The sequence below is a fragment of the Pseudomonas sp. LB-090624 genome (genome assembly GCF_003205205.1).
GTDB lineage: Bacteria > Pseudomonadota > Gammaproteobacteria > Pseudomonadales > Pseudomonadaceae > Aquipseudomonas.
Window position 1 is genome coordinate 1 of the sequence record NZ_QJRL01000047.1, and the last position, 21,475, is coordinate 21,475.

The 21,475-nt window shown below is 61.0% G+C and carries 22 protein-coding genes; 14 read left to right on the forward strand and 8 right to left on the reverse strand.

All coding sequences use genetic code 11. The features are described from left to right. Window positions 1-126: 126 nt before the first annotated feature. Window positions 127-1,332, reverse strand: a complete 1,206-nt coding sequence (locus DMX11_RS24585; RefSeq protein ID WP_110747998.1) for a transporter associated domain-containing protein — start codon at window positions 1,330-1,332, stop codon at window positions 127-129. Window positions 1,333-1,341: 9 nt separating this feature from the next. Next, window positions 1,342-2,151, reverse strand: coding sequence for an inner membrane protein YpjD (locus DMX11_RS24590; protein WP_110748000.1), 810 nt, complete (start codon window positions 2,149-2,151; stop codon window positions 1,342-1,344). A gap of 251 nt (window positions 2,152-2,402) precedes the next feature. Here DMX11_RS24590 and ffh point away from each other — a divergent pair, with 251 nt between their 5' ends. From ffh to DMX11_RS24620, 6 genes are all read left to right on the forward strand, one after another. Then, a complete protein-coding gene (gene ffh, locus DMX11_RS24595) occupies window positions 2,403-3,779 on the forward strand; it encodes a signal recognition particle protein (protein ID WP_003252139.1) in 1,377 nt (458 codons plus the stop codon). A 258-nt stretch (window positions 3,780-4,037) separates the two neighbouring features. Beyond that, a complete protein-coding gene (gene rpsP, locus DMX11_RS24600) occupies window positions 4,038-4,289 on the forward strand; it encodes a 30S ribosomal protein S16 (protein WP_003252142.1) in 252 nt (83 codons plus the stop codon). A gap of 5 nt (window positions 4,290-4,294) precedes the next feature. Then, window positions 4,295-4,831, forward strand: a complete 537-nt coding sequence (gene rimM, locus DMX11_RS24605) for a ribosome maturation factor RimM (protein ID WP_110748003.1) — start codon at window positions 4,295-4,297, stop codon at window positions 4,829-4,831. A 3-nt stretch (window positions 4,832-4,834) separates the two neighbouring features. Further along, window positions 4,835-5,587 (forward strand): tRNA (guanosine(37)-N1)-methyltransferase TrmD, encoded by a 753-nt coding sequence (trmD, locus tag DMX11_RS24610; RefSeq protein ID WP_003252146.1) that lies wholly within the window; start codon window positions 4,835-4,837, stop codon window positions 5,585-5,587. A 42-nt stretch (window positions 5,588-5,629) separates the two neighbouring features. Beyond that, window positions 5,630-5,980 carry a 50S ribosomal protein L19 gene (gene rplS, locus DMX11_RS24615; RefSeq protein ID WP_003252148.1) on the forward strand — a complete coding sequence of 117 codons (351 nt, stop codon included), beginning with the start codon at window positions 5,630-5,632 and terminating at the stop codon, window positions 5,978-5,980. Between the two features lie 94 nt (window positions 5,981-6,074). Then, window positions 6,075-6,482 carry an acyl-CoA thioesterase gene (locus DMX11_RS24620; protein WP_110748006.1) on the forward strand — a complete coding sequence of 136 codons (408 nt, stop codon included), beginning with the start codon at window positions 6,075-6,077 and terminating at the stop codon, window positions 6,480-6,482. A 3-nt stretch (window positions 6,483-6,485) separates the two neighbouring features. On the opposite strand, the gene DMX11_RS24625 is transcribed toward DMX11_RS24620, so the two are convergent. Further along, window positions 6,486-8,321: a sodium:proton antiporter gene (locus tag DMX11_RS24625; RefSeq protein ID WP_110748011.1), complete on the reverse strand. Its 1,836-nt coding sequence runs from the start codon at window positions 8,319-8,321 to the stop codon at window positions 6,486-6,488. Between the two features lie 68 nt (window positions 8,322-8,389). Here DMX11_RS24625 and xerD point away from each other — a divergent pair, with 68 nt between their 5' ends. From xerD to DMX11_RS24655, 6 genes are all read left to right on the forward strand, one after another. Beyond that, window positions 8,390-9,286: a site-specific tyrosine recombinase XerD gene (gene xerD / locus DMX11_RS24630; RefSeq protein WP_110748015.1), complete on the forward strand. Its 897-nt coding sequence runs from the start codon at window positions 8,390-8,392 to the stop codon at window positions 9,284-9,286. A 153-nt stretch (window positions 9,287-9,439) separates the two neighbouring features. Next, on the forward strand, window positions 9,440-10,183 hold the full coding sequence (locus tag DMX11_RS24635; protein WP_110748018.1) for a DsbC family protein: 744 nt from the start codon (window positions 9,440-9,442) through the stop codon (window positions 10,181-10,183). An 83-nt stretch (window positions 10,184-10,266) separates the two neighbouring features. Further along, window positions 10,267-11,571 (forward strand): homoserine dehydrogenase, encoded by a 1,305-nt coding sequence (locus DMX11_RS24640; protein ID WP_110748022.1) that lies wholly within the window; start codon window positions 10,267-10,269, stop codon window positions 11,569-11,571. A 55-nt stretch (window positions 11,572-11,626) separates the two neighbouring features. Further along, window positions 11,627-13,036: a threonine synthase gene (gene thrC / locus DMX11_RS24645; protein WP_110748026.1), complete on the forward strand. Its 1,410-nt coding sequence runs from the start codon at window positions 11,627-11,629 to the stop codon at window positions 13,034-13,036. Window positions 13,037-13,167: 131 nt separating this feature from the next. After that, entirely contained in the window at window positions 13,168-13,587 is a 420-nt protein-coding gene (locus DMX11_RS24650) for a response regulator (RefSeq protein WP_110748030.1), read from the forward strand. Between the two features lie 79 nt (window positions 13,588-13,666). Then, window positions 13,667-13,948: a DUF3509 domain-containing protein gene (locus tag DMX11_RS24655; RefSeq protein WP_110748034.1), complete on the forward strand. Its 282-nt coding sequence runs from the start codon at window positions 13,667-13,669 to the stop codon at window positions 13,946-13,948. 155 nt (window positions 13,949-14,103) lie between these two features. Here the strand turns inward: DMX11_RS24655 and DMX11_RS24660 are convergent, their stop codons facing one another. Continuing rightward, window positions 14,104-14,979: a TIGR02285 family protein gene (locus DMX11_RS24660; RefSeq protein ID WP_110748037.1), complete on the reverse strand. Its 876-nt coding sequence runs from the start codon at window positions 14,977-14,979 to the stop codon at window positions 14,104-14,106. A gap of 20 nt (window positions 14,980-14,999) precedes the next feature. Then, on the reverse strand, window positions 15,000-16,199 hold the full coding sequence (locus DMX11_RS24665) for a CaiB/BaiF CoA-transferase family protein (protein WP_110748041.1): 1,200 nt from the start codon (window positions 16,197-16,199) through the stop codon (window positions 15,000-15,002). A gap of 131 nt (window positions 16,200-16,330) precedes the next feature. On the opposite strand from DMX11_RS24665, the gene DMX11_RS24670 reads away from it, so the two are divergent. Further along, a complete protein-coding gene (locus DMX11_RS24670) occupies window positions 16,331-16,873 on the forward strand; it encodes a YaeQ family protein (protein ID WP_003252169.1) in 543 nt (180 codons plus the stop codon). A gap of 7 nt (window positions 16,874-16,880) precedes the next feature. Further along, complete coding sequence (recJ, locus tag DMX11_RS24675) at window positions 16,881-18,590, forward strand: single-stranded-DNA-specific exonuclease RecJ (protein WP_110748045.1); 1,710 nt, start codon at window positions 16,881-16,883, stop codon at window positions 18,588-18,590. A 160-nt stretch (window positions 18,591-18,750) separates the two neighbouring features. On the opposite strand, the gene DMX11_RS24680 is transcribed toward recJ, so the two are convergent. The 3 genes from DMX11_RS24680 to DMX11_RS24690 all read right to left on the reverse strand — a co-directional run bounded on the left by DMX11_RS24680 (window position 18,751) and on the right by DMX11_RS24690 (window position 20,786). Continuing rightward, entirely contained in the window at window positions 18,751-19,308 is a 558-nt protein-coding gene (locus DMX11_RS24680; RefSeq protein ID WP_110748050.1) for a hypothetical protein, read from the reverse strand. A gap of 186 nt (window positions 19,309-19,494) precedes the next feature. Next, on the reverse strand, window positions 19,495-20,196 hold the full coding sequence (locus DMX11_RS24685; protein ID WP_177410789.1) for a hypothetical protein: 702 nt from the start codon (window positions 20,194-20,196) through the stop codon (window positions 19,495-19,497). Then, window positions 20,193-20,786 (reverse strand): 2OG-Fe(II) oxygenase, encoded by a 594-nt coding sequence (locus DMX11_RS24690; RefSeq protein WP_110748053.1) that lies wholly within the window; start codon window positions 20,784-20,786, stop codon window positions 20,193-20,195. Before DMX11_RS24690 ends, DMX11_RS24685 begins: the two co-directional genes overlap by 4 nt. Window positions 20,787-21,475 lie beyond the last annotated feature (689 nt).

Below are 21,475 nucleotides of genomic sequence, written 5' to 3' on the forward strand. Positions count from 1 at the left end.
GCGGGGGACTGTTCGGGGTGTTGAAGCAGGACCGCGGGGCGTGTCAGTGAAGCGGACTGGCCGTGGAACGCCGGGTGCGGGTAGCAGGCGTGACGACGGGGCTGGGTAAGCGTGACCCGAGTATAGCTAGCGGGTCACGGTCCACACCAGTACCTTGCTGGCACAATTGTCCTCGGTTTCGAGGATTTCCAGGCGATAGCGGCCGATCTTCAGGCAAACGGCGCTTTCCGGGATGCTTTCCAGTGCTTCGGTGACCAGCCCGTTGAGGGTTTTCGGCCCGCCGTCGCAGGGCAGGTGCCAGCCCAGGGTACGGTTGATTTCGCGCAGCGACGCAGTGCCATCGATGACGAAGGTGCCATCGGGCTGCGGGTGCACGTGGGGGTTTTGCAGGCTTTGCTCGTCCTCGAACTCGCCGACGATCTCTTCGAGGATGTCTTCCAGGGTGACGATCCCCAGCACCTCGCCGTACTCGTCCACCACCACGCCCAGGCGGCGCTGCTGCTTGTGGAAGTTCAGCAGCTGCATTTGCAGCGGCGTGCTTTCCGGCACGAAGTAGGGCTCGTAGCAGGCACCCTGCAGCGCTTCCAGGGTCAGCTCGGCCTTGGGCAGCAGATGGCTGATCAGCTTGGTGTTGAGGATCGCTTCGACCTGGTTGATATCGTTGTGGTAGACCGGCAAGCGGGTGTGGCGGCTGACGATAAGTTGCTCGATGATGCGCTCGATCGGCTCGTCGAGGTTGATGCCGTCCACCTCGTTGCGTGGCACCAGGATGTCGTTGACGGTGATCTTGTCCAGCGATTGCAGGCCATCGAGCAGGCCGGTACGTGGCAGTTCGTGCTCTTCGTCTTCGTCCTGGTCGTCATCCTCCTGCGGGTGCAGGGCGACTGCCGTAGGCTGTGCGCGGAACGGGCGCAGGATCAGCCTGGCGCAACCGTCGAGCAGGAAGGCGACGGGTTGCAGGAGTGTCAGCGGCACTTTCAGCAGGCTCACGCCCAGGCTTACCAGTGCCTGCGGGTTGCGTCGGGCCAGGCGGCGCGGCAGGTATTCGGCAAAAACGAGCAACGCCGATGCTGCCCCCGCGCCGGCCAGCCAGAAGCCGTGTTCACCGTTGTAGCGCTGCCCGATCAGGCAGGCCAGGCCAAGCACCAGCAGCTTGCCGAGGCTGGCGCAAAGCACCAGCGCCTGGGCGGGCAGCACTGGCTGACCGTCATCGCCATTGCGCAGCGAGCCATTGAGTTGCAGGCGGGCTGCATCCACGGCAGTGAACAGCGCTGCCCAGAGCAGCGCCAATGCCAGGGTGACTGATAGTGGTGCGTACGGCAGGGTGTCCATGGGCGGCCGTCAGATGTGCAGGATGAATTCGCGAACCAGCTTGCTGCCGAAATAGGCCAGCATCAGCAGGCAGAAACCGGCCAGCGTCCAGCGGATGGCCTTGTGGCCACGCCAGCCCAGGCGTGTACGGCCCCACAGCAGCACGCTGAACACCACCCAGGCAACGCAGGCCAGCAGGGTCTTGTGCACCAGGTGTTGGGCGAACAGGTTGTCGAGGAACAGCCAGCCGGAGATCAGCGACAGCGACAGCAGGCACCAACCGGCCCACAGGAAGCCGAACAGCAGGCTTTCCATGGTTTGCAGGGGCGGGAAGTTGCGGATCAGCCCGGACGGGTGCTTGTTCTTGAGCTGGTGGTCCTGAAGCAGCAACAGCAGCGACTGGAACACCGCAATGGTGAACAGCCCGTAAGCCAGGATCGACAGCAGGATGTGCGCGAGGATGCCCGGTTCTTCGTTGATCAGCGGGACTGTGCCGGGTGGCGCGAACTGCGCCAGCAGCGCCGTTACCGCGCCCAACGGGAACAGCAACACCAGCAGGTTTTCTACCGGTATGCGCAGGCAGGCCAGCAAGGTCAGGGTAATGACCGCAACGGCGATCAGGCTGGCGGCGCTGAAGAAGTCCAGGCTCAGTCCCAGCGGGGTGATCAGCTGGAAGAACAGTGCGCCGGCCTGGGCCAGCACCGCGAACGCACCCAGCAGGCCAAGCAGGCGTTTGTCGGCTTTGCGGCCCTGAGCCAGGTGAGAGCCCTGGTAGATGGCCGCTGCTATATAAAGGCCGGCGGCGATCAGGTTGGGGATGAGGCTGGGAGAGGAGACCATAAGTCCTGGTTGGCGAGCCTTAAAGAGACGGAGTTTGGCATAGATTCCGCTGCTCAAGGAAGACTGAAGGCGTGTGTCAGGGCATTCACGGGCGCGCCCGCGAAGCGGCCAGCCCAGCCACCGAATATCTCCCAAGGTGTGCGGCGGGGCCGCACTTCGCTATAATCGCCGCCTTGCTGTGCCCGGCAGGTGTGCATTTCCCTGCGGGCGCCTGACAAACCTCGGCTTTTACTGGGCCTGAAAGGATCACCATGTTCGAAAACCTGACCGACCGCCTGTCACAGACGCTGCGCCATGTCACCGGCAAGGCCAAGCTGACCGAAGACAACATCAAGGACACGCTGCGCGAAGTGCGCATGGCCCTGCTCGAGGCCGACGTTGCCCTGCCGGTGGTCAAGGATTTCGTCAACAGCGTCAAGGACCGTGCGGTCGGTACCGAGGTGTCGCGCAGCCTCACCCCGGGCCAGGCGTTCGTGAAGATCGTCCAGGCCGAGCTGGAAAGCCTGATGGGCGCGGCCAACGAAGACCTCGCGCTGAACGCCGCCCCACCCGCCGTGGTGCTGATGGCGGGCCTGCAGGGTGCGGGTAAGACCACCACTGCCGGCAAGCTTGCGCGCTTCCTTAAAGAGCGCAAGAAAAAGAGCGTGATGGTGGTCTCCGCCGACGTCTACCGCCCGGCGGCGATCAAGCAGCTGGAAACCCTGGCCAACGACATCGGCGTCACCTTCTTCCCGTCCGACATCAGCCAGAAGCCGGTGGCCATCGCCGAAGCGGCCATCCGCGAAGCCAAGCTGAAGTTCATCGACGTGGTCATCGTCGACACCGCCGGCCGTCTGCACATCGACGCCGACATGATGGACGAGATCAAGGCACTGCACGCCGCCGTCAAGCCGATCGAGACCCTGTTCGTGGTCGACGCCATGACCGGCCAGGACGCCGCCAACACCGCCAAGGCCTTTGGCGAAGCGCTGCCGCTGACCGGCGTGGTGCTGACCAAGGTCGACGGTGACGCCCGTGGCGGTGCCGCGCTGTCGGTACGCGCCATCACCGGCAAGCCGATCAAGTTCATCGGTATGGGTGAGAAGACCGAGGCGCTCGAGCCGTTCCACCCCGACCGCGTCGCTTCGCGCATTCTCGGCATGGGTGACGTGCTCAGCCTGATCGAGCAGGCCGAGCAGACCATCGACAAGGCCAAGGCCGACAAGCTTGCCAAGAAGCTGAAGAAGGGCAAGGGCTTCGACCTCGAAGACTTCCGTGACCAGCTGCAACAAATGAAGAATATGGGCGGCCTCGGCGGCCTGATGGACAAGCTGCCGAGCATCGGCGGGGTCAACCTGTCGCAGATGGGCAATGCCCAGGGCGCGGCCGAGAAGCAGTTCAAGCAGATGGAAGCGATCATCAACTCCATGACCCCTGCCGAGCGCCGCGACCCTGACCTGATCAGCGGTTCGCGCAAGCGCCGTATAGCCTTGGGTTCCGGCACCCAGGTGCAGGACATCGGCCGGCTGATCAAGCAGCACAAGCAGATGCAGAAGATGATGAAGAAGTTTTCTGCCAAGGGCGGCATGGCCAAGATGATGCGCGGCCTGGGCGGGATGCTGCCAGGCGGCGGCATGCCGAAGCTGTAACCCTATTCCGGGCGCCTGCCGTTTGTCCGGCAAGCGCCCAGAACCCCCGCTGTAGCGGGGCAACGGCCGCGAATTACGCGGCGCAACCGGCAAATCTGGACGGTGGGGCAGGGCCTTGCCGAAAAAGTCATTTGCAAATGTCCGTGTATTCCCCGAGAATATGCGGCCTTTTGGGCACCCGTGTGCCTATTTGGCATTCAGATTTGCAGTACCAGCTGCTGTATCAACTGCAGCACCGACTATAGGAACGATGTTCACATGGTAACCATTCGTCTGGCCCGTGGCGGCTCGAAAAAGCGCCCATTCTACCACCTGACCGTGACCAACTCGCGTAACGCCCGTGACGGCCGTTTCGTTGAGCGCGTAGGTTTCTTCAACCCGATCGCTGCTGGCGCCGAAGTCAAGCTGTCGGTCAACCAAGAGCGCGTCACCTACTGGCTGAGCCAGGGTGCACAGCCGTCTGAGCGCGTTGCTCAGCTGCTGAAGGAAGCTGCCAAGGCCGCTGCCTGAATAGTATGAACGCGACGCCAGAAAAGGCTGACGACCTCATCGTCGTTGGCAAGATTTTTTCGGTTCACGGCGTTCGCGGCGAGGTGAAGGTGTATTCCTTTACCGATCCGATTGAAAACCTGTTGGATTATCCGCGCTGGACGCTTCGGCACGAAGGCAAGGTAAAGCAGGTCGAGCTGGTTAGCGGTCGTGGCTCCCAAAAGGGCCTGGTCGTGAAGCTGAAAGGCCTCGATGATCGCGATGAAGCCCGTCTTCTGAGCGGTTACGAAATCTGCATTGCGCGGAGCCTTTTGCCCAACCTGGCTGCCGACGAGTACTACTGGTACCAGTTGGTAGGTCTGAAGGTCATCAACCAGGACGAACAGCTGTTCGGCAAGGTCGATCACCTGTTGGAGACCGGTGCGAACGATGTAATGGTGGTCAAGCCCTGCGCAGGCAGCCTGGATGATCGCGAGCGTCTGTTGCCCTATACGGAGCAATGCGTGCTGGCAATCGACCTGGAAGCAGGCACGATGCGGGTTGAGTGGGACGCGGACTTCTAAACGATGGGTAACCTTCGCGTAGACGTCATCACGTTGTTCCCCGAGATGTTCTCGGCCATCACGGAGTACGGCATTACCAGCCGCGCGGTGAAACAGGGGTTGCTTCAGGTGACTTGCTGGAACCCGCGGGACTACACCACAGATCGTCACCACACGGTAGATGATCGGCCGTTTGGCGGTGGTCCGGGCATGGTGATGAAAATCAAGCCTCTGGAAGATGCACTGGTTAGCGCCAGGCAAGCGACCGGAGCAGCGGCGAAGGTGATCTACCTTTCGCCCCAAGGCCGCAAGCTGACTCAGCAGGCGGTCAAAGGCCTGGCCGAACAGGAATCGTTGATCCTGATCGCCGGTCGTTATGAAGGCATCGACGAGCGTTTTATCGAGGCTCATGTCGATGAGGAGTGGTCGATTGGTGACTATGTGCTTTCCGGTGGCGAGCTGCCGGCCATGGTACTGATCGATGCGGTTACGCGGCTGCTGCCCGGAGCTTTAGGGCATGTGGACTCGGCGGAAGAAGATTCCTTCACCGACGGTCTGCTCGATTGCCCGCACTACACCCGGCCTGAGGTGTATGCGGATCAGCGCGTTCCCGACGTGTTGCTAAGTGGCAACCATGCACATATCCGGCGTTGGAGGATGAAGCAGTCCCTTGGTAGGACCTTCGAACGACGCGCCGATCTTCTGGAAAGTCGCTCGCTTTCTGGAGAAGAGAAGAAGCTGCTCGAGGAATATCTCCGCGAGCGGGACGATAGTTAAACGTATCGATGGTGGATCGCGTATCCATCTTAGGAGCACAGCATGACCAACAAGATCATCCAGCAGCTCGAAGCCGAGCAGATGAGCAAGGAAATCCCAACCTTCGCACCAGGCGACACCGTTGTCGTCCAGGTTAAAGTGAAGGAAGGTGAGCGTTCCCGTCTGCAGGCGTTCGAAGGCGTTGTCATCGCCAAGCGTAACCGCGGTCTGAACAGCGCCTTCACCGTGCGCAAGATCTCCAGCGGCGTTGGCGTAGAGCGTACCTTCCAGACCTACAGCCCGCAAATCGACAGCCTGGCCGTGAAACGTCGTGGTGACGTGCGTAAAGCCAAGCTGTACTACCTGCGCGACCTGTCCGGCAAAGCCGCTCGCATCAAGGAAAAACTGTCCTGAGGACAGTTTGCCCGGTGGCCGAGGCCGCCTAGCGAGAAAAAAGCAGCCTTCGGGCTGCTTTTTTGCTTTTTGTAACCTCGAAAATGTGACTGCCATGACTACCCGAGACCAGGAAATCCAGCGTCGTACCGAACTGTCGGTAACCCGCGTGACCAAGGCGGTGTTCCCCAATACCACCAACCACCACAACACCCTGTTTGGCGGCACCGCCCTGGCCTGGATGGACGAAGTGTCGTTCATCGCTGCCACGCGCTTTTGTCGGCTACCGCTGGTGACAGTCTCCACCGACCGCATCGACTTCAAACACCCCATCCCGGCGGGCTCTATCGTCGAACTGGTGGGCTCCGTGATCAAGGTCGGTAATACCAGCTTGCAGGTGCAGGTGGATGTGTTTGTCGAGAACATGTACCTGGATGGCCGTGAGCGGGCCATCCACGGGGTGTTCAGCTTCGTCGCCATTGACGAGGACAAGCGCCCGGTGCCCGTATTGCCCGCCAACTGATGGCTACGAGGCGCCCAGCGTTTTTTCTGCCTCTGCCAGCGGCGCTTGTGGCTGTGGATCGATCAATGACAGCAGCGTCCAGCCGGCGGTGGGCTGCAAGGGTGTGTCCGGACAGGCAACATGAACCCAGCCATGGTTGTCTCGGGCGAACAGCAAGGTGGCACGTTCACCATGCAGCGCCTGGTACTGCGGCCAACCGAAGGCTTCGGTGAGTGTCGTGCTGAACAACTCGCTGCCCTGATGCAGGCGGGTGGCCAATTGCACGTAGGTCATCGGCTTTGAGCCCAGCAACTGGCCGCGGTGTTCTTCGCTGGCTCGATGCTTGTCGCTGCGCTGGTTTTCCAGGCCGCTGGCGAGCACGAAAAGCCGCTTGTGGCCAAAATCATGGCGAAACCGTGCGCAAGCCAGCGCGTTGATTTCGCCGGCGGGCGAAACGCCCAGCAAGTGCCCAAGGCCCACCAGGTCCAGATGTGCGTCGGCGTGCTGCGAGGCCGGGTTGCCGAAATAGGTGGGCAGGCCATCCATGCGCGCGGCGCGGATGTTTTCCCAGCTTGAGTCTGTCAGCAGGACGCGGCAACCGAGTTGCTGCAATGCTTTGGCCAGCGTGCGCGCAGGCGGGTTGGCGCCCACCAATAGAAAGCCGCTGGGTGCAGGTTCGGCAACCTTGAGCAGCCGCGCCAGCGGTCGGGCAGTAGCGCTTTGCAGCACTACCGTGCCGATGATCACGGCAAAGGTCAGCGGCACCAGCAACAAGGCTGAGGCGTGGCCCGCCTGGTCCAGGCGGATGGCGAATACCGCTGAAACCGCGGCTGCAACGATCCCGCGCGGTGCAATCCAGGCCAGCAAGGCGCGTTCGCGCCAGTTCAGCGAAGACCCGGCGGTGGAAACCAGTACGTTCAACGGCCTTGCCAGCAACTGAATCACCAGCAGCAGGGCCAGAACTGCTGGGCCGAGGGATAGCAGGGCCTGCAGGTCCAGGCGCGCGGCCAGCAGGATGAACAGGCCTGAAATCAGCAGGACGCTGAGGTTTTCCTTGAAATGCAGAATCTGCCGCACATCCACGCCGCGCATGTTGGCCAGCCACATGCCCATGACCGTCACGGCCAGCAGCCCGGACTCGTGGACGATCTGGTTGGCGGCAATGAAGATACCCAGCACGGCGGCCAGGGACGCCAGGTTATGCAGGTATTCCGGCAGCCACTGCTCGCGCATGACTTGCCCCAGCAGCCAGCCCCCGGCTGCGCCCAGTGCGCAGCCGCACAGAATGACCCCGGCAAAGGTGAACAGGCTCTGGCTCAGGCCGTCACCACTGGCAATGATGAAGCTGTAGACCACGACCGCAAGCAGTGCGCCGATCGGGTCGATGACGATGCCCTCCCAGCGCAGGATATTGCCGATCGTCGCGTTAGGCCGTACCACCCGCAGCATGGGTACGATCACTGTGGGCCCGGTCACCAGGGTGAGGGCGCCGAACAGGATTGCCAACGGCCATTCGAAGCCCAGCAGCCAGTGGGTGGCCAGGGCGATCACCAGCCAGGTGGTCAGTGCCCCGATGGTTACCAGGCGGTGCACCACGCTGCCGATCTCCCGCCATTGCGAGACGTGCAGGGTCAGGCTGCCTTCGAACAGGATCAACGCCACGGCCAGTGAAACCAGGGGCATCAGTAGCGGGCCGAACAGTGCTTCGGGGGACAGCCAGCCAAGCAGTGGGCCGGCGACGATGCCGCACAGCAGCAGGAACAGGATGGCTGGCAGCTTCAGTCGCCAGGCCAGCCACTGGCAAGCGAGCGCAGCGGCACCGATGCCACCCACACTCAGAAGGATCTGCTGTTCGCTCATGCGGGCTCCCTATGCCAGCGTTGTTATGAAAGACTAAGCGCCATTTCGTCGTTTGCCACCGAGATTTCATGCCAGCCCTAGACCACCCCCTGATCGACCAGTTCCTGGATGCCCTGTGGCTGGAAAAAGGCTTGTCCGACAACACCCGCGTTTCCTATCGCAGCGACCTCGCATTGTTCAATGGCTGGTTGCAGGAACACTCGGTGTCGCTGCCCGACGCCGGTCGAGCGCTGATCCTCGACCACCTGGCCTGGCGCCTTGACCAAGGCTACAAACCACGCTCGACGGCGCGTTTCCTGTCCGGCCTGCGCGGCTTCTTCCGTTATTTGCTGCGGGAAAAGCTGGTGGACATTGACCCGACCCTGCAAGTCGAAATGCCGCAACTGGGCAAACCATTGCCCAAGTCGCTCTCCGAAGCTGATGTCGAGGCCTTGCTGCAAGCCCCGGACCTGGGCGAGGCCATCGGCCAGCGCGACCGTGCCATGCTCGAAGTGCTGTATGCCTGCGGCCTGCGCGTCACCGAACTGGTCAGCCTGGCCCTCGACCAGGTCAACCTGCGCCAAGGTGTACTGCGGGTAATGGGCAAGGGCAGCAAGGAACGCCTGGTGCCCATGGGCGAAGAAGCGGTGGTGTGGCTGGAGCGCTACTTGCGCGATGGCCGCGCCGAACTGCTCAACGGCCGCCCCAGCGATGTGCTGTTCCCCAGCCTGCGCGGCGAGCAGATGACACGGCAGACCTTCTGGCACCGCATCAAGCACCATGCCCGCGTGGCCGGCATCGACAAGCCGCTGTCACCGCACACCTTGCGTCATGCCTTTGCCACCCACCTGCTCAACCATGGCGCCGACCTGCGTGTGGTGCAGATGCTGCTGGGCCACAGCGACCTTTCGACCACGCAGATCTACACCCACGTGGCCAAGGCCCGGCTGCAGCAACTGCACGCTCAGCATCATCCCCGTGGATGAATGTTTTTCATGTTCCGCCGACCGGTCCTTGCAAGCCCCTTCACCGGCAGTGTGATGTGGTAGGCTTGGGCGGTTTGCACCAAGGGCCGCATGTTCACCGCGTATTTTCCGCAGGTGACGTCCCCCGGCCCCTGTCCGCCTTCAGGAGTTCCCATGCGCGTGACCCAGTTTTTCGCCGCCGCCGCGTTGGCGTTGGCCAGTACCTTTGCCGTTGCCGCGACCACCGACAGCAATGCCGGTGCCGAGCAGGCCATCCGTAAATCGTTGCAAAACCTTGAGCTCGAAGTGCCCGTGGAAAGCGTGGCCAGCAGCCCGCTGAATGGCCTGTACGAAGTCAAGCTGCAGGGCGGTCGCGTGCTGTACGCCAGTGCCGATGGCCAGTTCGTCATGCAGGGTTACCTGTTCCAGATCCAGGACGGTAAGCCGGTCAACCTCACCGAAAAGACCGAACGCCAGGGCATCGCCAAGCTCATCAACGGCATTCCAGCCGCCGAGATGGTGGTTTATCCTGCCAAGGGTGAAACCAAGTCGCATATCACCGTGTTCACCGACACCACCTGCCCTTATTGCCACAAGCTGCACGCCGAAGTGCCTGAGCTGAACCGCCGCGGTATCGAAGTGCGCTATGTCGCCTTCCCGCGCCAGGGCCTCGGTTCGCCGGGTGACCAGCAGTTGCAGGCGGTGTGGTGCTCCAGTGACCGCCGTGCGGCGATGGACAAGATGGTCGAAGGCGAAGAAATCAAGGCTGCCAAGTGTGCCAACCCGGTCGGCAAGCAGTTCCAGCTGGGCCAGTCGATCGGTGTCAACGGCACGCCGGCCATCGTGCTTGAAAGCGGCCAGGTCATTCCGGGCTACCAGCCGGCACCGCAGGTTGCCAAGCTGGCGCTGGCCAAGTAATCCAATTCAGTACGCCGTCGTCATGGGGTGACGGCATGTTTCACGGTCGGCAAAGGTGCCGGCCGTTCAATGGGGAGTTCACAGTGAAACCGGTCAAAGTAGGCATCTGTGGGTTGGGGACCGTCGGTGGCGGAACCTTCAATGTACTTCAGCGCAACGCCGAGGAGATTGCCCGCCGTGCCGGGCGCGGTATTGAAGTGGCACAGATCGCCATGCGCTCGCAGAACCCGAACTGCCAGATTACCGGTACCCCCATTACCGCTGACGTGTTCGAAGTTGCGAGCAACCCGGAGATCGACATTGTCATCGAGCTGATCGGTGGCTATACCATCGCCCGCGACCTGGTGCTCAAGGCCATCGAAAACGGCAAGCACGTGGTCACCGCCAACAAGGCGCTGATCGCCGTGCACGGTAACGAAATTTTCGCCAAGGCCCGCGAAAAGGGTGTGATCGTCGCCTTCGAAGCAGCCGTGGCCGGTGGCATCCCGGTGATCAAGGCCATCCGCGAAGGCCTGTCGGCCAACCGCATCAACTGGCTGGCCGGCATCATCAACGGCACCGGCAACTTCATCCTCACCGAAATGCGCGAGAAGGGCCGTGCCTTCCCGGACGTGCTGGCCGAAGCGCAGGCGCTGGGCTATGCCGAAGCCGACCCCACCTTCGACGTCGAGGGCATCGATGCTGCGCACAAGCTGACCATCCTGGCATCCATTGCCTTTGGTATCCCCCTGCAGTTCGACAAGGCCTATACCGAGGGCATTACCCAGCTGACCACCGCTGACGTGAACTACGCCGAAGCGCTGGGTTACCGCATCAAGCACCTGGGTGTTGCCCGCCGCACCGCCGAGGGCATCGAGTTGCGCGTGCACCCGACGCTGATCCCGGCTGACCGCCTGATCGCCAACGTCAACGGCGTCATGAACGCCGTCATGGTCAACGGTGACGCTGCCGGTTCAACCCTGTACTACGGTGCTGGCGCCGGCATGGAGCCTACCGCTTCGTCGGTGGTCGGCGACCTGGTCGACGTGGTCCGTGCCATGACCTCCGACCCGGAAAACCGCGTGCCGCACCTGGCCTTCCAGCCGGATTCGCTGTCGGCGCACCCGATCCTGCCGATCGAAGCCTGCGAAAGCGCCTATTACCTGCGCATCCAGGCCAAGGATCACCCGGGCGTCCTGGCCCAGGTGGCCAGCATCCTCTCGGAGCGTGGCATCAACATCGAGTCGATCATGCAGAAGGAAGCCGAGGAGCAGGACGGCCTGGTGCCGATGATCCTGCTGACCCACCGCGTGGTCGAGCAGCGCATCAATGATGCCATCGTCGCCCTGGAAGCCCTGCAGGACGTGGTCGGCAAGGTTGTGCGCATCCGCGTCGAACAGCTCAATTAATTTTGTTCTCGGGCCGCCGGTGCGGCCCGGGCCTCAGCATCGAAGGTTTGCACCCATGCGCTATATCAGTACCCGCGGCCAGGCACCGGCCCTGAATTTTGAAGACGTGCTGCTGGCTGGCCTGGCCAGCGACGGCGGCTTGTACGTGCCGGAAAACCTGCCACGTTTCACCCAGGAAGAAATCGCCTCGTGGGCTGGCCTGCCGTACCACGAACTGGCCTTCCGGGTCATGCGCCCGTTCGTCGAAGGCAGCATCGCCGATGCCGACTTCAAGAAAATCCTCGAAGAAACCTACGGTGAGTTCGCCCATGCAGCGGTGGCCCCGCTGCGCCAGCTGAACAGCAACGAATGGGTGCTGGAACTGTTCCACGGCCCGACCCTGGCGTTCAAGGACTTTGCCCTGCAACTGCTCGGCCGCCTGCTCGACCACGTGCTGGCCAAGCGCAACGAGCGCGTGGTCATTGTCGGTGCCACCAGTGGCGACACGGGTTCCGCCGCCATTGAAGGCTGCCGCCGTTGCGACAACGTCGACATCTTCATCCTGCACCCGCACCAGCGTGTGTCGGAAGTGCAGCGCCGGCAGATGACCACCATCTTCGGTGACAACATCCACAACATCGCCATCGAAGGCAACTTCGATGACTGCCAGGAAATGGTCAAGGCCAGTTTCGCCGACCAGTCGTTCCTCAAGGGTACCCGCCTGGTGGCGGTCAACTCGATCAACTGGGCGCGGATCATGGCCCAGATCGTCTACTACTTCCATGCAGCCCTGCAGTTGGGTGGCCCGGCGCGTTCGGTGGCATTCTCGGTGCCAACCGGCAACTTCGGCGACATCTTCGCCGGTTACCTGGCTCGCAACATGGGCCTGCCGGTCAGCCAGCTGATCGTCGCCACCAACCGTAACGACATCCTGCACCGCTTCATGAGCGGCAATCAGTACGTCAAGGAAACCCTGCATGCGACCCTGTCGCCGTCGATGGACATCATGGTCTCGTCCAACTTCGAGCGCCTGCTGTTCGACCTGCACGGCCGCAACGGTGGCGCGATTGCCGAGCTGATAGACAACTTCAAACAGGGTGGCGGCTTCAGCGTCGAGCAAGACCGCTGGACCGAAGCGCGCAAGCTGTTCGACTCGCTGGCCGTCAGCGACGAGCAAACCTGCGAGACCATCGCCGAAGTGTTCGCCGCAACCGGTGAAGTGCTTGACCCGCACACTGCGATTGGCGTCAAGGCCGCTCGCGAGTGCCGCCGTAGCCTGGACACGCCGATGGTGGTGCTGGGTACCGCGCACCCGGTCAAGTTCCCCGAAGCGGTGGAGAAGGCTGGTGTGGGCAAGGCACTGGAACTGCCAGCGCACCTCAGCGACCTGTTCAGCCGTGAAGAGCGTTGCACGGTGCTGGCCAATGACCTGAAGGCGGTACAGGGCTTTGTCAGCCAGCACGGCAACCGCGGCAAACCGTTGTAATCGCGTTGGTCCCTGGGGTCGCGAAGCGACCCCAGGTTCTCGGTCTTTTCCTGCAGCTCGATCAGAATTCTCCTATGTTGGCCGCCAAGCGCAGCGCCTAAATTAGCCGGTCCTGCTACCAGGAGCGGCTCATGCACCAGACCTCCGTACTCATCCACCAAGCGCGCCCATCGCACCAGATCCTTCTGCACCAGGCCCTCAATGCCCAGGGCGTCTTCGACGTGCGCATCAGCGCCAGCAACAATGACCTCCATGCCTCCATCGTCGCCGAGCGTTGCCCCGACCTGGTGATTCTCGACCATGCCATGCCGACCAGGGCCGGCCTTGCCTTGCTCGCCCGGCAGCCCCTTGCACGTGCGCTGCTGTTCGTCGGCCAGGCCGCTCCCAAGCGCCATGATCTGGCCCAAGAGGCGAGAAGCAGAGGCCTGTGGGTGCTCGCAGAGCTGCCCTGGCCGCTGTCGATGCCGCGCCTACAACACGCCCTGCAAACCCTGCAGGTGCGCCCAGGGCGGCATATTCAAACTGTCATGTCAGCCCCGCATGCTCACTGAACAACGCGCGGCATGACGAACTTTCCGCTGCGTCTGTTGGTCAGTTCCTTTATATCCCACCACGCAGCGAGTGATCCGGATGGAAAGAATCTGCAGCCTGCTCAACGACGCCCTGAGCCCATACCAGACCCACCTTGGCATCGCAGATGCCAGCGGCAACCGCCAACTGACCGTTCACGACCCCCTCGCCGGCATTACCTTGCAGCGCACCGTCAGTGAGCGGCAGTTGCAGGAGCAACGCCTGTTGATCGATCTGGTGGATGGTCTGCACCGTGACCTGCAGATCGCCGAGGGGCGCTTGCAACCTTGTGTGATTGCGGCACTTCAGCAGCGCCAGCAACCGCAGGGAACCTTTGCCTGAGTGGCTTATCAGACACTGTAGGGGCAGCCAGCCAGCGCTTTGCTCCGGCGCTGGCAAGGCTGTCACGGGAAGTCCCCAAGGACTTTCGCTTGGCCCCGGGCGTCTTCCCCAGCGCCCGGGGTTTCTTTTATCCAAATTGCGCGCTTATGTGGGAGCTACCGGTCCTCGAAGAAGCGCTTGCTTTCTTGCAGATAGCCTTCATGCAACTCAGGGTCCAGCCAGCGTGCATACAGCCCCGGCAACACATCCCGGCGCAGTGCAGGTAACAGCTGATCGATATGCGCGATCGCTTCGCGCCCCAAAGGGCTGTCCGAGCAACCCACGTGCAGAAACTGGTAGCGGTCCACCCCCTGCACCGGATGAAACTGGTAATCAGCCAGTACCCCGCCTTGTTGCTGGATCAGGTAGCGGACCTCGGGCCAGTAGCCGAGCACCATGCGCAGGCGCCCCAGTTTTTGCATTTGCAGCAGGTTGGCAGTGGCGTCGTTGCCATAGTGGCGGCTGAGCGACGTATCGGGCAGCTGGCGCAGGATGCTGTCGATCTGCGTGCCATAGCTGCGCTCGGCAACGATTCCAAGCTTCAGCGGTGTCTCGCTCAGCAGCCCATGCAGGTTTACTTCCTGGCCGTCGAGGTAGGGCGCCACCAGCGCCTGGTTCTCCTTGCGCAGCACCAGGCCGCCACTGAGCACGCCCAGCGATGGCATGGAAAAGCGCACGTACTTGGCACGCTCCGGGGTCCATAGCAGGGTCGGGTCGCAAGTGAAGTTGCTGCGGTCTTGCAGCATCTGGATGCCACGGGCGCGGTTGACACGCACAATGCTGTGGTCGTACTCGGGCATCTGCCCGATCAGCAGTGGCAACAGCTGGTCCACCACCCCCTGGCCTTTTTCCGGGCCGTCGAAAATGGTGAACGGCGGCAGGTCGCGCACCAGCCAGAAGATGCGCTCCTTGGCACAGGCAGGTGGTAGTGCCAACGCGGGCAGCAGCCCGCACAGCAGGAGCAGCTGACGTAACCAGCGGACAGTGCGCATGGGGCCGGGCAGCGCCAGGGTCAGACCGTGCCTGCTGCACGCAGGTTGGCGATGGCCGCCGCGTCGTACCCCAGGCTGCCAAGCAGCGCGTCGGTATGTTCGCCCAACGCCGGGCCAACCCACTCGGTTGAACCGGGTGTGTCCGACAGTTTGGGTACGATGCCAGGCATCTTGAACGGCTTGCCATCCGGCAGCCTGGCCTGCAGGAACATTTCCCGCGCCAGGTATTGCGGGTCGTTGGACATGTCCTCGGCGGAATAAATGCGGCTGGCGGGTACCTCGGCGGTGGTCAGCACCTCCATCAATTGTTCCAGCGGCAGGCTGCTGGCCCAGCGATCGATCACCCCGTACAGCTCGTCGCGGCGCAGGTCGCGGCCATCGTTGGTGGCCAAAGTCGGGTCATTGGCCAGGTCGTCGCGGCCAATGGCCTGCATGAAACGCTTGAAAATCGCATCACCGTTGGCGCCGATCTGCACGTGCTTGCCGTCGGCGCTGGTGTGGATCGAGGAGGGGGTAATGCCGGGCATGATGTTGCCGGTGCGTTCGCGGATGAAACCGAACACGTCGAACTCCGGGACCATGCTTTCCATCATGGCGAAGATGGCCTCGTACAGCGCCACGTCCACTACCTGACCCTCGCCACCATTGACCTCCCGATGGCGCAGCGCCATCAGCGCGCCGATCACCCCCCACAGGGCGGCAATCGAGTCACCGATGGAAATACCCGTGCGTACCGGTGGGCGGTCGTCGAAGCCGGTGATGTAGCGCAGGCCGCCCATCGACTCGCCTACCGCGCCAAAGCCTGGCTGGTCTTTCATTGGCCCGGTCTGGCCAAAGCCCGACAGGCGCACCATCACCAAGCGTGGATTCAGCGCATGCAGCACGTCCCAGCCCAGGCCGAGCTTTTCCAGCACGCCCGGGCGGAAGTTCTCGATCAGGATGTCGGCTTCGGCCAGCAGCTTCTTCAGCACCTCACGACCTTCGGGGTGCTTGAGGTTGAGGGTCAGTGACTGCTTGTTGCGGGCCTGCACGAACCACCACAGCGAGGTGCCCTCGTACAGCTTGCGCCACTTGCGCAGCGGGTCGCCGCCATCGGGCGATTCGACCTTGACCACCTCGGCACCGAACTCGGCGCAAATCCGCGAAGCGAACGGCCCGGCGATCAGGGTGCCGAGTTCGACAACTTTGAGGCCGGCGAGAGGTTTGCTGGGCGTCGACATGGGGCATCCGTGGCAGTTGGGCAGAGCCGTGGTTTTATCACACGTCGGTTTCGCCGGGTACTGCTGCGGCGCAAGGAAGATGTGGATGAGTTAGACTGTGCCACTTTTCTTTTGCACGAAGCCCGTCGACCATGGCCCAGCCGTCCACCACCTACAAGTTCGAACTGAATCTCACCGACCTTGATCGCAACGTCTACGAAAGCGTCAAACAGACTATCGCTCGGCACCCTTCGGAAACCGAAGAGCGTATGGCCGTTCGTCTGTTGGCGTACGCGCTCTGGTACAACGAGAACTTGTCGTTTGGCCGCGGTCTGTCGGATGTCGATGAGCCGGCGCTGTGGGAAAAGAGCCTGGACGATCGCGTGCTGCACTGGATTGAAGTAGGCCAGCCCGACGCCGATCGCCTGACCTGGTGTTCGCGTCGCACCGAACGCACCAGCTTGCTGGCTTACGGCAGCCTGCGAGTGTGGGAGGGTAAAGTGGTGAGCGCGGTCAAGAACCTGAAGAACTTGAGCATTGCCGCTGTGCCGCAAGAGGTGCTGGAAACCCTGGCGACCGACATGCCGCGTAGCATCAAGTGGGACGTGATGATCAGTGAAGGTACGGTATTCGTGACTGACGACCGTGGCCAGCATGAAGTCCAACTGCAGTGGCTGCTCGGTGAGCGTGGTTGAGCAACCGATGCGTATCGAACCTCGCCCGCTGCCGCCGACCCTGCCCTTTCTGGGTAACCTCCCACCCTTGCTGACCCGCCTGTACGCCGCGCGTGGTGTGCAGAGCGAGGCCGAGCTGGACAAAAGCCTGGCGCGCCTGCTGCCGTACCAGCAGCTCAAGGGCATCGAGGCCGGTGTGGACCTGCTGGTCGAAGCCATCGACCAGCGCCAGCGCATCCTCATCGTCGGCGACTTCGATGCCGACGGTGCTACCGCCAGCACTGTCGGGGTACTGGGCCTTCGCCTGCTGGGTGCGGCCCACGTCGATTACCTGGTGCCCAACCGCTTTGAGTACGGTTATGGCCTGACCCCGGAAATCGTCGAGGTGGCACTGCAGCGTCAGCCGCAATTGCTGATTACCGTGGACAACGGCATATCCAGTGTCGATGGCGTGGCCGCCGCCAAGGCTGCGGGGCTGAAGGTGCTGGTGACCGACCACCACCTGCCGGGCGAACAGCTGCCCGAGGCCGATGCCATCATCAACCCCAACCAGCCGGGTTGCAGCTTCCCGAGCAAATCGCTGGCCGGGGTAGGGGTGATCTTCTACGTACTGATGGCCCTGCGCGCACGCTTTCGCAGTCTCGGCCGTTACGAAGCGCAGCCGCAGCCGAACATCGGGGAACTGCTCGACCTGGTCGCGTTGGGCAGTGTTGCCGACGTGGTGCCGCTGGATGCCAACAACCGCATCCTGGTGCATCAGGGCCTGGAGCGCATCCGCGCTGGCCGCGCCCGGCCGGGTCTCAAGGCCATTCTTGAAGTGGCGCGTCGTGACCACCGACGAATTACCTCGACCGACCTCGGCTTCATTCTCGGCCCACGGCTGAACGCCGCCGGGCGTCTGGACGATATGAGCCTGGGTATCGAATGCCTGCTGTGTGAAGACGCTGCGCTGGCCCAGGATATGGCCCAGCAGTTGGATGACCTGAACCAGGACCGCAAGTCCATCGAGCAGGGTATGCAGCGCGAAGCCTTGGCCCAGCTCAAGGACCTGCCGGTGGAGTCGATGCCGTATGGGTTGTGCCTTTTCGATGCGGACTGGCATCAGGGCGTGATCGGTATTCTGGCTTCGCGGCTGAAAGAGCGTTACCACCGGCCGACCATCGCTTTTGCCGATGCCGGTGAAGGCATGCTCAAAGGCTCGGCGCGCTCGGTACCGGGCTTCCATATTCGCGATGCGCTGGATGCCGTGGCGGCGCGCCACCCGCAACTGATCAGCAAGTTCGGCGGCCACGCCATGGCTGCCGGGTTATCGTTGCCAGAGGCTAACTTCCCGGCGTTTGCCGAAGCGTTCGACGAAGAGGTACGGCGTCAACTGCGCGAAGAAGACCTGACCGGCCGGCTGTTGTCCGACGGCAGCCTGGCGGTAGAGGAGTTCCACCTCGACCTGGCCAAGGCCCTGCGCCATGCCGGCCCATGGGGCCAGCACTTCCCAGAGCCGCTGTTCCATGGCGTGTTCCAGTTGGTGGAGCAGCGTGTGGTCGGAGAGCGGCACCTGAAGGTGGTGCTCAAGAGCGAATGTGGCTCGGTACGGCTGGATGGCATTGCCTTCGGCATCGACCGCGAAGTGTGGCCGAACCCGACTGTGCGTTGGGTCGAGTTGGCTTACAAACTGGATGTGAACGAGTTTCGCGGTAATGAAAGTGTGCAGTTGATGATAGCCCACATGGAGCCGCGCTGACGGCAAGTAGAGGGCTGCTTTGCAGCCGATCGCCGGCAAGCCAAGCGCGACTCCTGTGGGATCGAGCATGTCCAGGCGTCGAACCGCCGCGAACACCGGCAAATCCGGTGCCATCCACCAAGTTGGCTGCTTGGCGGGTAAACCCGCACAGATACAATTGCTATTGGTTGATCTCGGATTGCATTTCGCGCTTCCGGTTTTGCCAGTGCATTACGCCTGCTGCGATAAATGAAACCAGGCTCAGCAATGAGAAAAACACAATTCCCTCCAAAAGACTGCGGTTGTATTTTTCGATCACATACTCCTTGAGCGCTGGCTCGTACAGGACTCCGCTTCCGGTCGATAGCCGCCTGATAATAGGACCAGTCAAAGCATCTTCGATCTCGGCAAAGAGCGGAGTCTTCTTGTTGATGTTGGCAGCGTCATAACGCGCTTTATGTGTATATACCCGACGTTGGGTGACTTGTCCGCTTGGCTCTTTGTATGCAACACGAAACGTGTAAAGCGACCTGTCGTAATCCCAGGTTTCAGGTGCGGATGCAAGCGCTGCTCTAACACTTACCCAAGGAGCGGTTACAGGCTCTGGTGCTTCTTTCCACACTGTAAGGTGTGCGAGTGCAAGACAGACAAAAAAAGTGCCTACGAATAACAGGGAGGTCACCCGTTTAGTCGGTTCCAAAGCATGCATCATTTGGAGCCACGACGACCAAGTCAGCATCGGAAAAATCCATCGGTTCGCTTTGGTTAACGGTATTTATCTTGCTGCGGAGCGGCGCAACAGGCATATTTGTCTTGGCCTCCACCTATTGTAGTGGTGATCGAGGGGATTAGTCCTGTCGGTACTTGCCCATTAACGCTTTCGATTCCTATTGTTATCGAAGCTCCCCCTCCATTTGCAGGAGGGTTAGGGGGTGCAATAGGTGAGTTGACACCTCCCGGCTGTATTATTGGCTGATTGATAGTGAAGGTCTAAAGTTCTGGTGTCCAGTTTGATCTCCAACGTGTCCGGGTTCCACGTGATAACTTGTATTAGTCCCGCAAAATGCTCATGTATAGATTGTGGGTCTGTTATTGTCAGATTCGGCGTCAGTATCGGGTTTGCGGTCTCTTTCGTTATGTCGTGTTTAATGAGTGCGTCGATGATGGGAGTGATTGTTGTTTGGATTTTTTCTGCCAATGCCGAATTGTAAGTTCCAATTAGGCTGGCGCCCAGTGATATGGCGGTGAAAGTGCCTGCGACCCAAGGTGCGGCTATTAGTATTGCGAAACCCGCCACGACGCCTGCTACATTACCTACAAGGCTGACGTAGTCCCCTACATTCGGCTCGTCGTTAGGCTGGTACTCGGCAACAATTTTCAGAAAGGTTACCGTGCCCGCCAGGGTATTGGTGACAATATTTATAAACGGAACTGCGCCTGCAGTCATTTGCGTAACTGACAGTACAGAAGCAATTGCGCTGGTTGTCTGGGCACCCTGTACCACAAGGGTGAAACCCTGCTTGTCAGTGTTGAACTGATCGTGAACTGCGGCGGCTGCGCCTGCTTGGAATCCGGGCCTCCCCACCCTATCCACCATGGCAACGAATATCTCGACCCGTTTAGTCATATTTTAAAATCCCTGTTTATTGTCTTGAAGGCAATGGTGGTGCGCAGACGGTCGCAGTCTATGGTTGGTGATTTAGCTCGGTGCGGCATTTCACCGTCGAAGATTGCAATACGTCTTGGTTTGGGTGACGCCGCAGCGATAACGTCAGTCTTGGCGTTATTGCAGAATAAAAGCTCACCTCCCCATGTCGTTGCCCAATAGTCGTTACAGAAAAGGACTGCGGTATGCCCCGGCTCGCTTTGCAGGTTGTCTCGGTGAATTGGACTGTCCTGTCCAGCGGTCTGGCCGTTTGCATATACGCCGATGAGTCTAGAGTTTTCCATGTGTTCAGCACATAGACGTTTCCAGATGTTGATGAGGAATCCCCAGCGCTCGTTTGCAGCCAGTTCTTGTTCACAACATTCCATTGATTCACGCTTGCTCCCTGCAATGAAGAAATGCCAGCAGGGGCGAGCGAAGGGCGTAGAGTTAACTGGCCAGTCATATCGCCAAAGGGTATGTGAGAAGGCGTTGTTAAGTTTGACTTGTTCCTCGTGTGTAATGGCGTTGTCTAGTATGCATATGTCACTTGATGCGAAATCTTTTAGCATGGGCTGCGTCTCAAGTCTTGTGCATTGCCTTAACCGATGTTGGCCAGGTAATGGTGGTTGGCAAGGAAACATTAGCCATTTGGTGTCGTGAGTTCGATAGGATAGGGTAGTTGCTGATTGAGAAGATTTTCCGAAGCTCATGTGGCTCTTAGGGCAATTGGCTGTGGGAAACCTTCCGTTGCCTCGGTGTGCCGGGGCAAGATGCTATAGGTGGGGGAGGTCAACCATTAGTGTATGGAGCAATTACTAGCTTTAGCGGGTAACAGTGAAGGTTGAGGAGTTGCCACCGTTTCCACACGAAGGGCGGCAACTGTATGCAGGGTGGAAAACCGGTCTTCAAGGACCCGGTAGGCCAAAAGGCCTCCCGCATACAGCTGCCATTACAACAGGCACTTGAAGATTGACCGGGTTTCCACACCCGCATCGCTACATTTCAGCGACCCGGAAAGACTAAGTGGCAGTGTTTCCAGGAACAATCAGGCGCCAGTCGACAGGACTTGTAGGGTAGTTCTCGGGCTGGGAATCACCATGTCCGGGTTGTAGGGAGTATCTGAAATGCTTGTCAGAGTGTTTGGCTGTGACGGCGGTTTGGGCTGCCAGGTGCCAGCTTTGATAGCGATCTTACAGGCGACATCACTTTCGAGCCTGAAACCGGCCCCTCCCACCCTAAAACCCATGGAACCGTCCCC

What these genes read in the sequence shown, in the direction of transcription:
- DMX11_RS24585 (WP_110747998.1), bottom strand. Translation starts at nt 1,332, where the DNA reads ATGGACACCCTGCCGTACGCACCACTATCAGTCACCCTGGCATTGGCG.
- DMX11_RS24590 (WP_110748000.1), bottom strand. Translation starts at nt 2,151, where the DNA reads ATGGTCTCCTCTCCCAGCCTCATCCCCAACCTGATCGCCGCCGGCCTT.
- ffh (WP_003252139.1), top strand. Translation starts at nt 2,403, where the DNA reads ATGTTCGAAAACCTGACCGACCGCCTGTCACAGACGCTGCGCCATGTC.
- rpsP (WP_003252142.1), top strand. Translation starts at nt 4,038, where the DNA reads ATGGTAACCATTCGTCTGGCCCGTGGCGGCTCGAAAAAGCGCCCATTC.
- rimM (WP_110748003.1), top strand. Translation starts at nt 4,295, where the DNA reads ATGAACGCGACGCCAGAAAAGGCTGACGACCTCATCGTCGTTGGCAAG.
- trmD (WP_003252146.1), top strand. Translation starts at nt 4,835, where the DNA reads ATGGGTAACCTTCGCGTAGACGTCATCACGTTGTTCCCCGAGATGTTC.
- rplS (WP_003252148.1), top strand. Translation starts at nt 5,630, where the DNA reads ATGACCAACAAGATCATCCAGCAGCTCGAAGCCGAGCAGATGAGCAAG.
- DMX11_RS24620 (WP_110748006.1), top strand. Translation starts at nt 6,075, where the DNA reads ATGACTACCCGAGACCAGGAAATCCAGCGTCGTACCGAACTGTCGGTA.
- DMX11_RS24625 (WP_110748011.1), bottom strand. Translation starts at nt 8,321, where the DNA reads ATGAGCGAACAGCAGATCCTTCTGAGTGTGGGTGGCATCGGTGCCGCT.
- xerD (WP_110748015.1), top strand. Translation starts at nt 8,390, where the DNA reads ATGCCAGCCCTAGACCACCCCCTGATCGACCAGTTCCTGGATGCCCTG.
- DMX11_RS24635 (WP_110748018.1), top strand. Translation starts at nt 9,440, where the DNA reads ATGCGCGTGACCCAGTTTTTCGCCGCCGCCGCGTTGGCGTTGGCCAGT.
- thrC (WP_110748026.1), top strand. Translation starts at nt 11,627, where the DNA reads ATGCGCTATATCAGTACCCGCGGCCAGGCACCGGCCCTGAATTTTGAA.
- DMX11_RS24650 (WP_110748030.1), top strand. Translation starts at nt 13,168, where the DNA reads ATGCACCAGACCTCCGTACTCATCCACCAAGCGCGCCCATCGCACCAG.
- DMX11_RS24655 (WP_110748034.1), top strand. Translation starts at nt 13,667, where the DNA reads ATGGAAAGAATCTGCAGCCTGCTCAACGACGCCCTGAGCCCATACCAG.
- DMX11_RS24660 (WP_110748037.1), bottom strand. Translation starts at nt 14,979, where the DNA reads ATGCGCACTGTCCGCTGGTTACGTCAGCTGCTCCTGCTGTGCGGGCTG.
- DMX11_RS24665 (WP_110748041.1), bottom strand. Translation starts at nt 16,199, where the DNA reads ATGTCGACGCCCAGCAAACCTCTCGCCGGCCTCAAAGTTGTCGAACTC.
- DMX11_RS24670 (WP_003252169.1), top strand. Translation starts at nt 16,331, where the DNA reads ATGGCCCAGCCGTCCACCACCTACAAGTTCGAACTGAATCTCACCGAC.
- recJ (WP_110748045.1), top strand. Translation starts at nt 16,881, where the DNA reads ATGCGTATCGAACCTCGCCCGCTGCCGCCGACCCTGCCCTTTCTGGGT.
- DMX11_RS24680 (WP_110748050.1), bottom strand. Translation starts at nt 19,308, where the DNA reads ATGCTGACTTGGTCGTCGTGGCTCCAAATGATGCATGCTTTGGAACCG.
- DMX11_RS24685 (WP_177410789.1), bottom strand. Translation starts at nt 20,196, where the DNA reads ATGACTAAACGGGTCGAGATATTCGTTGCCATGGTGGATAGGGTGGGG.
- DMX11_RS24690 (WP_110748053.1), bottom strand. Translation starts at nt 20,786, where the DNA reads ATGCTAAAAGATTTCGCATCAAGTGACATATGCATACTAGACAACGCC.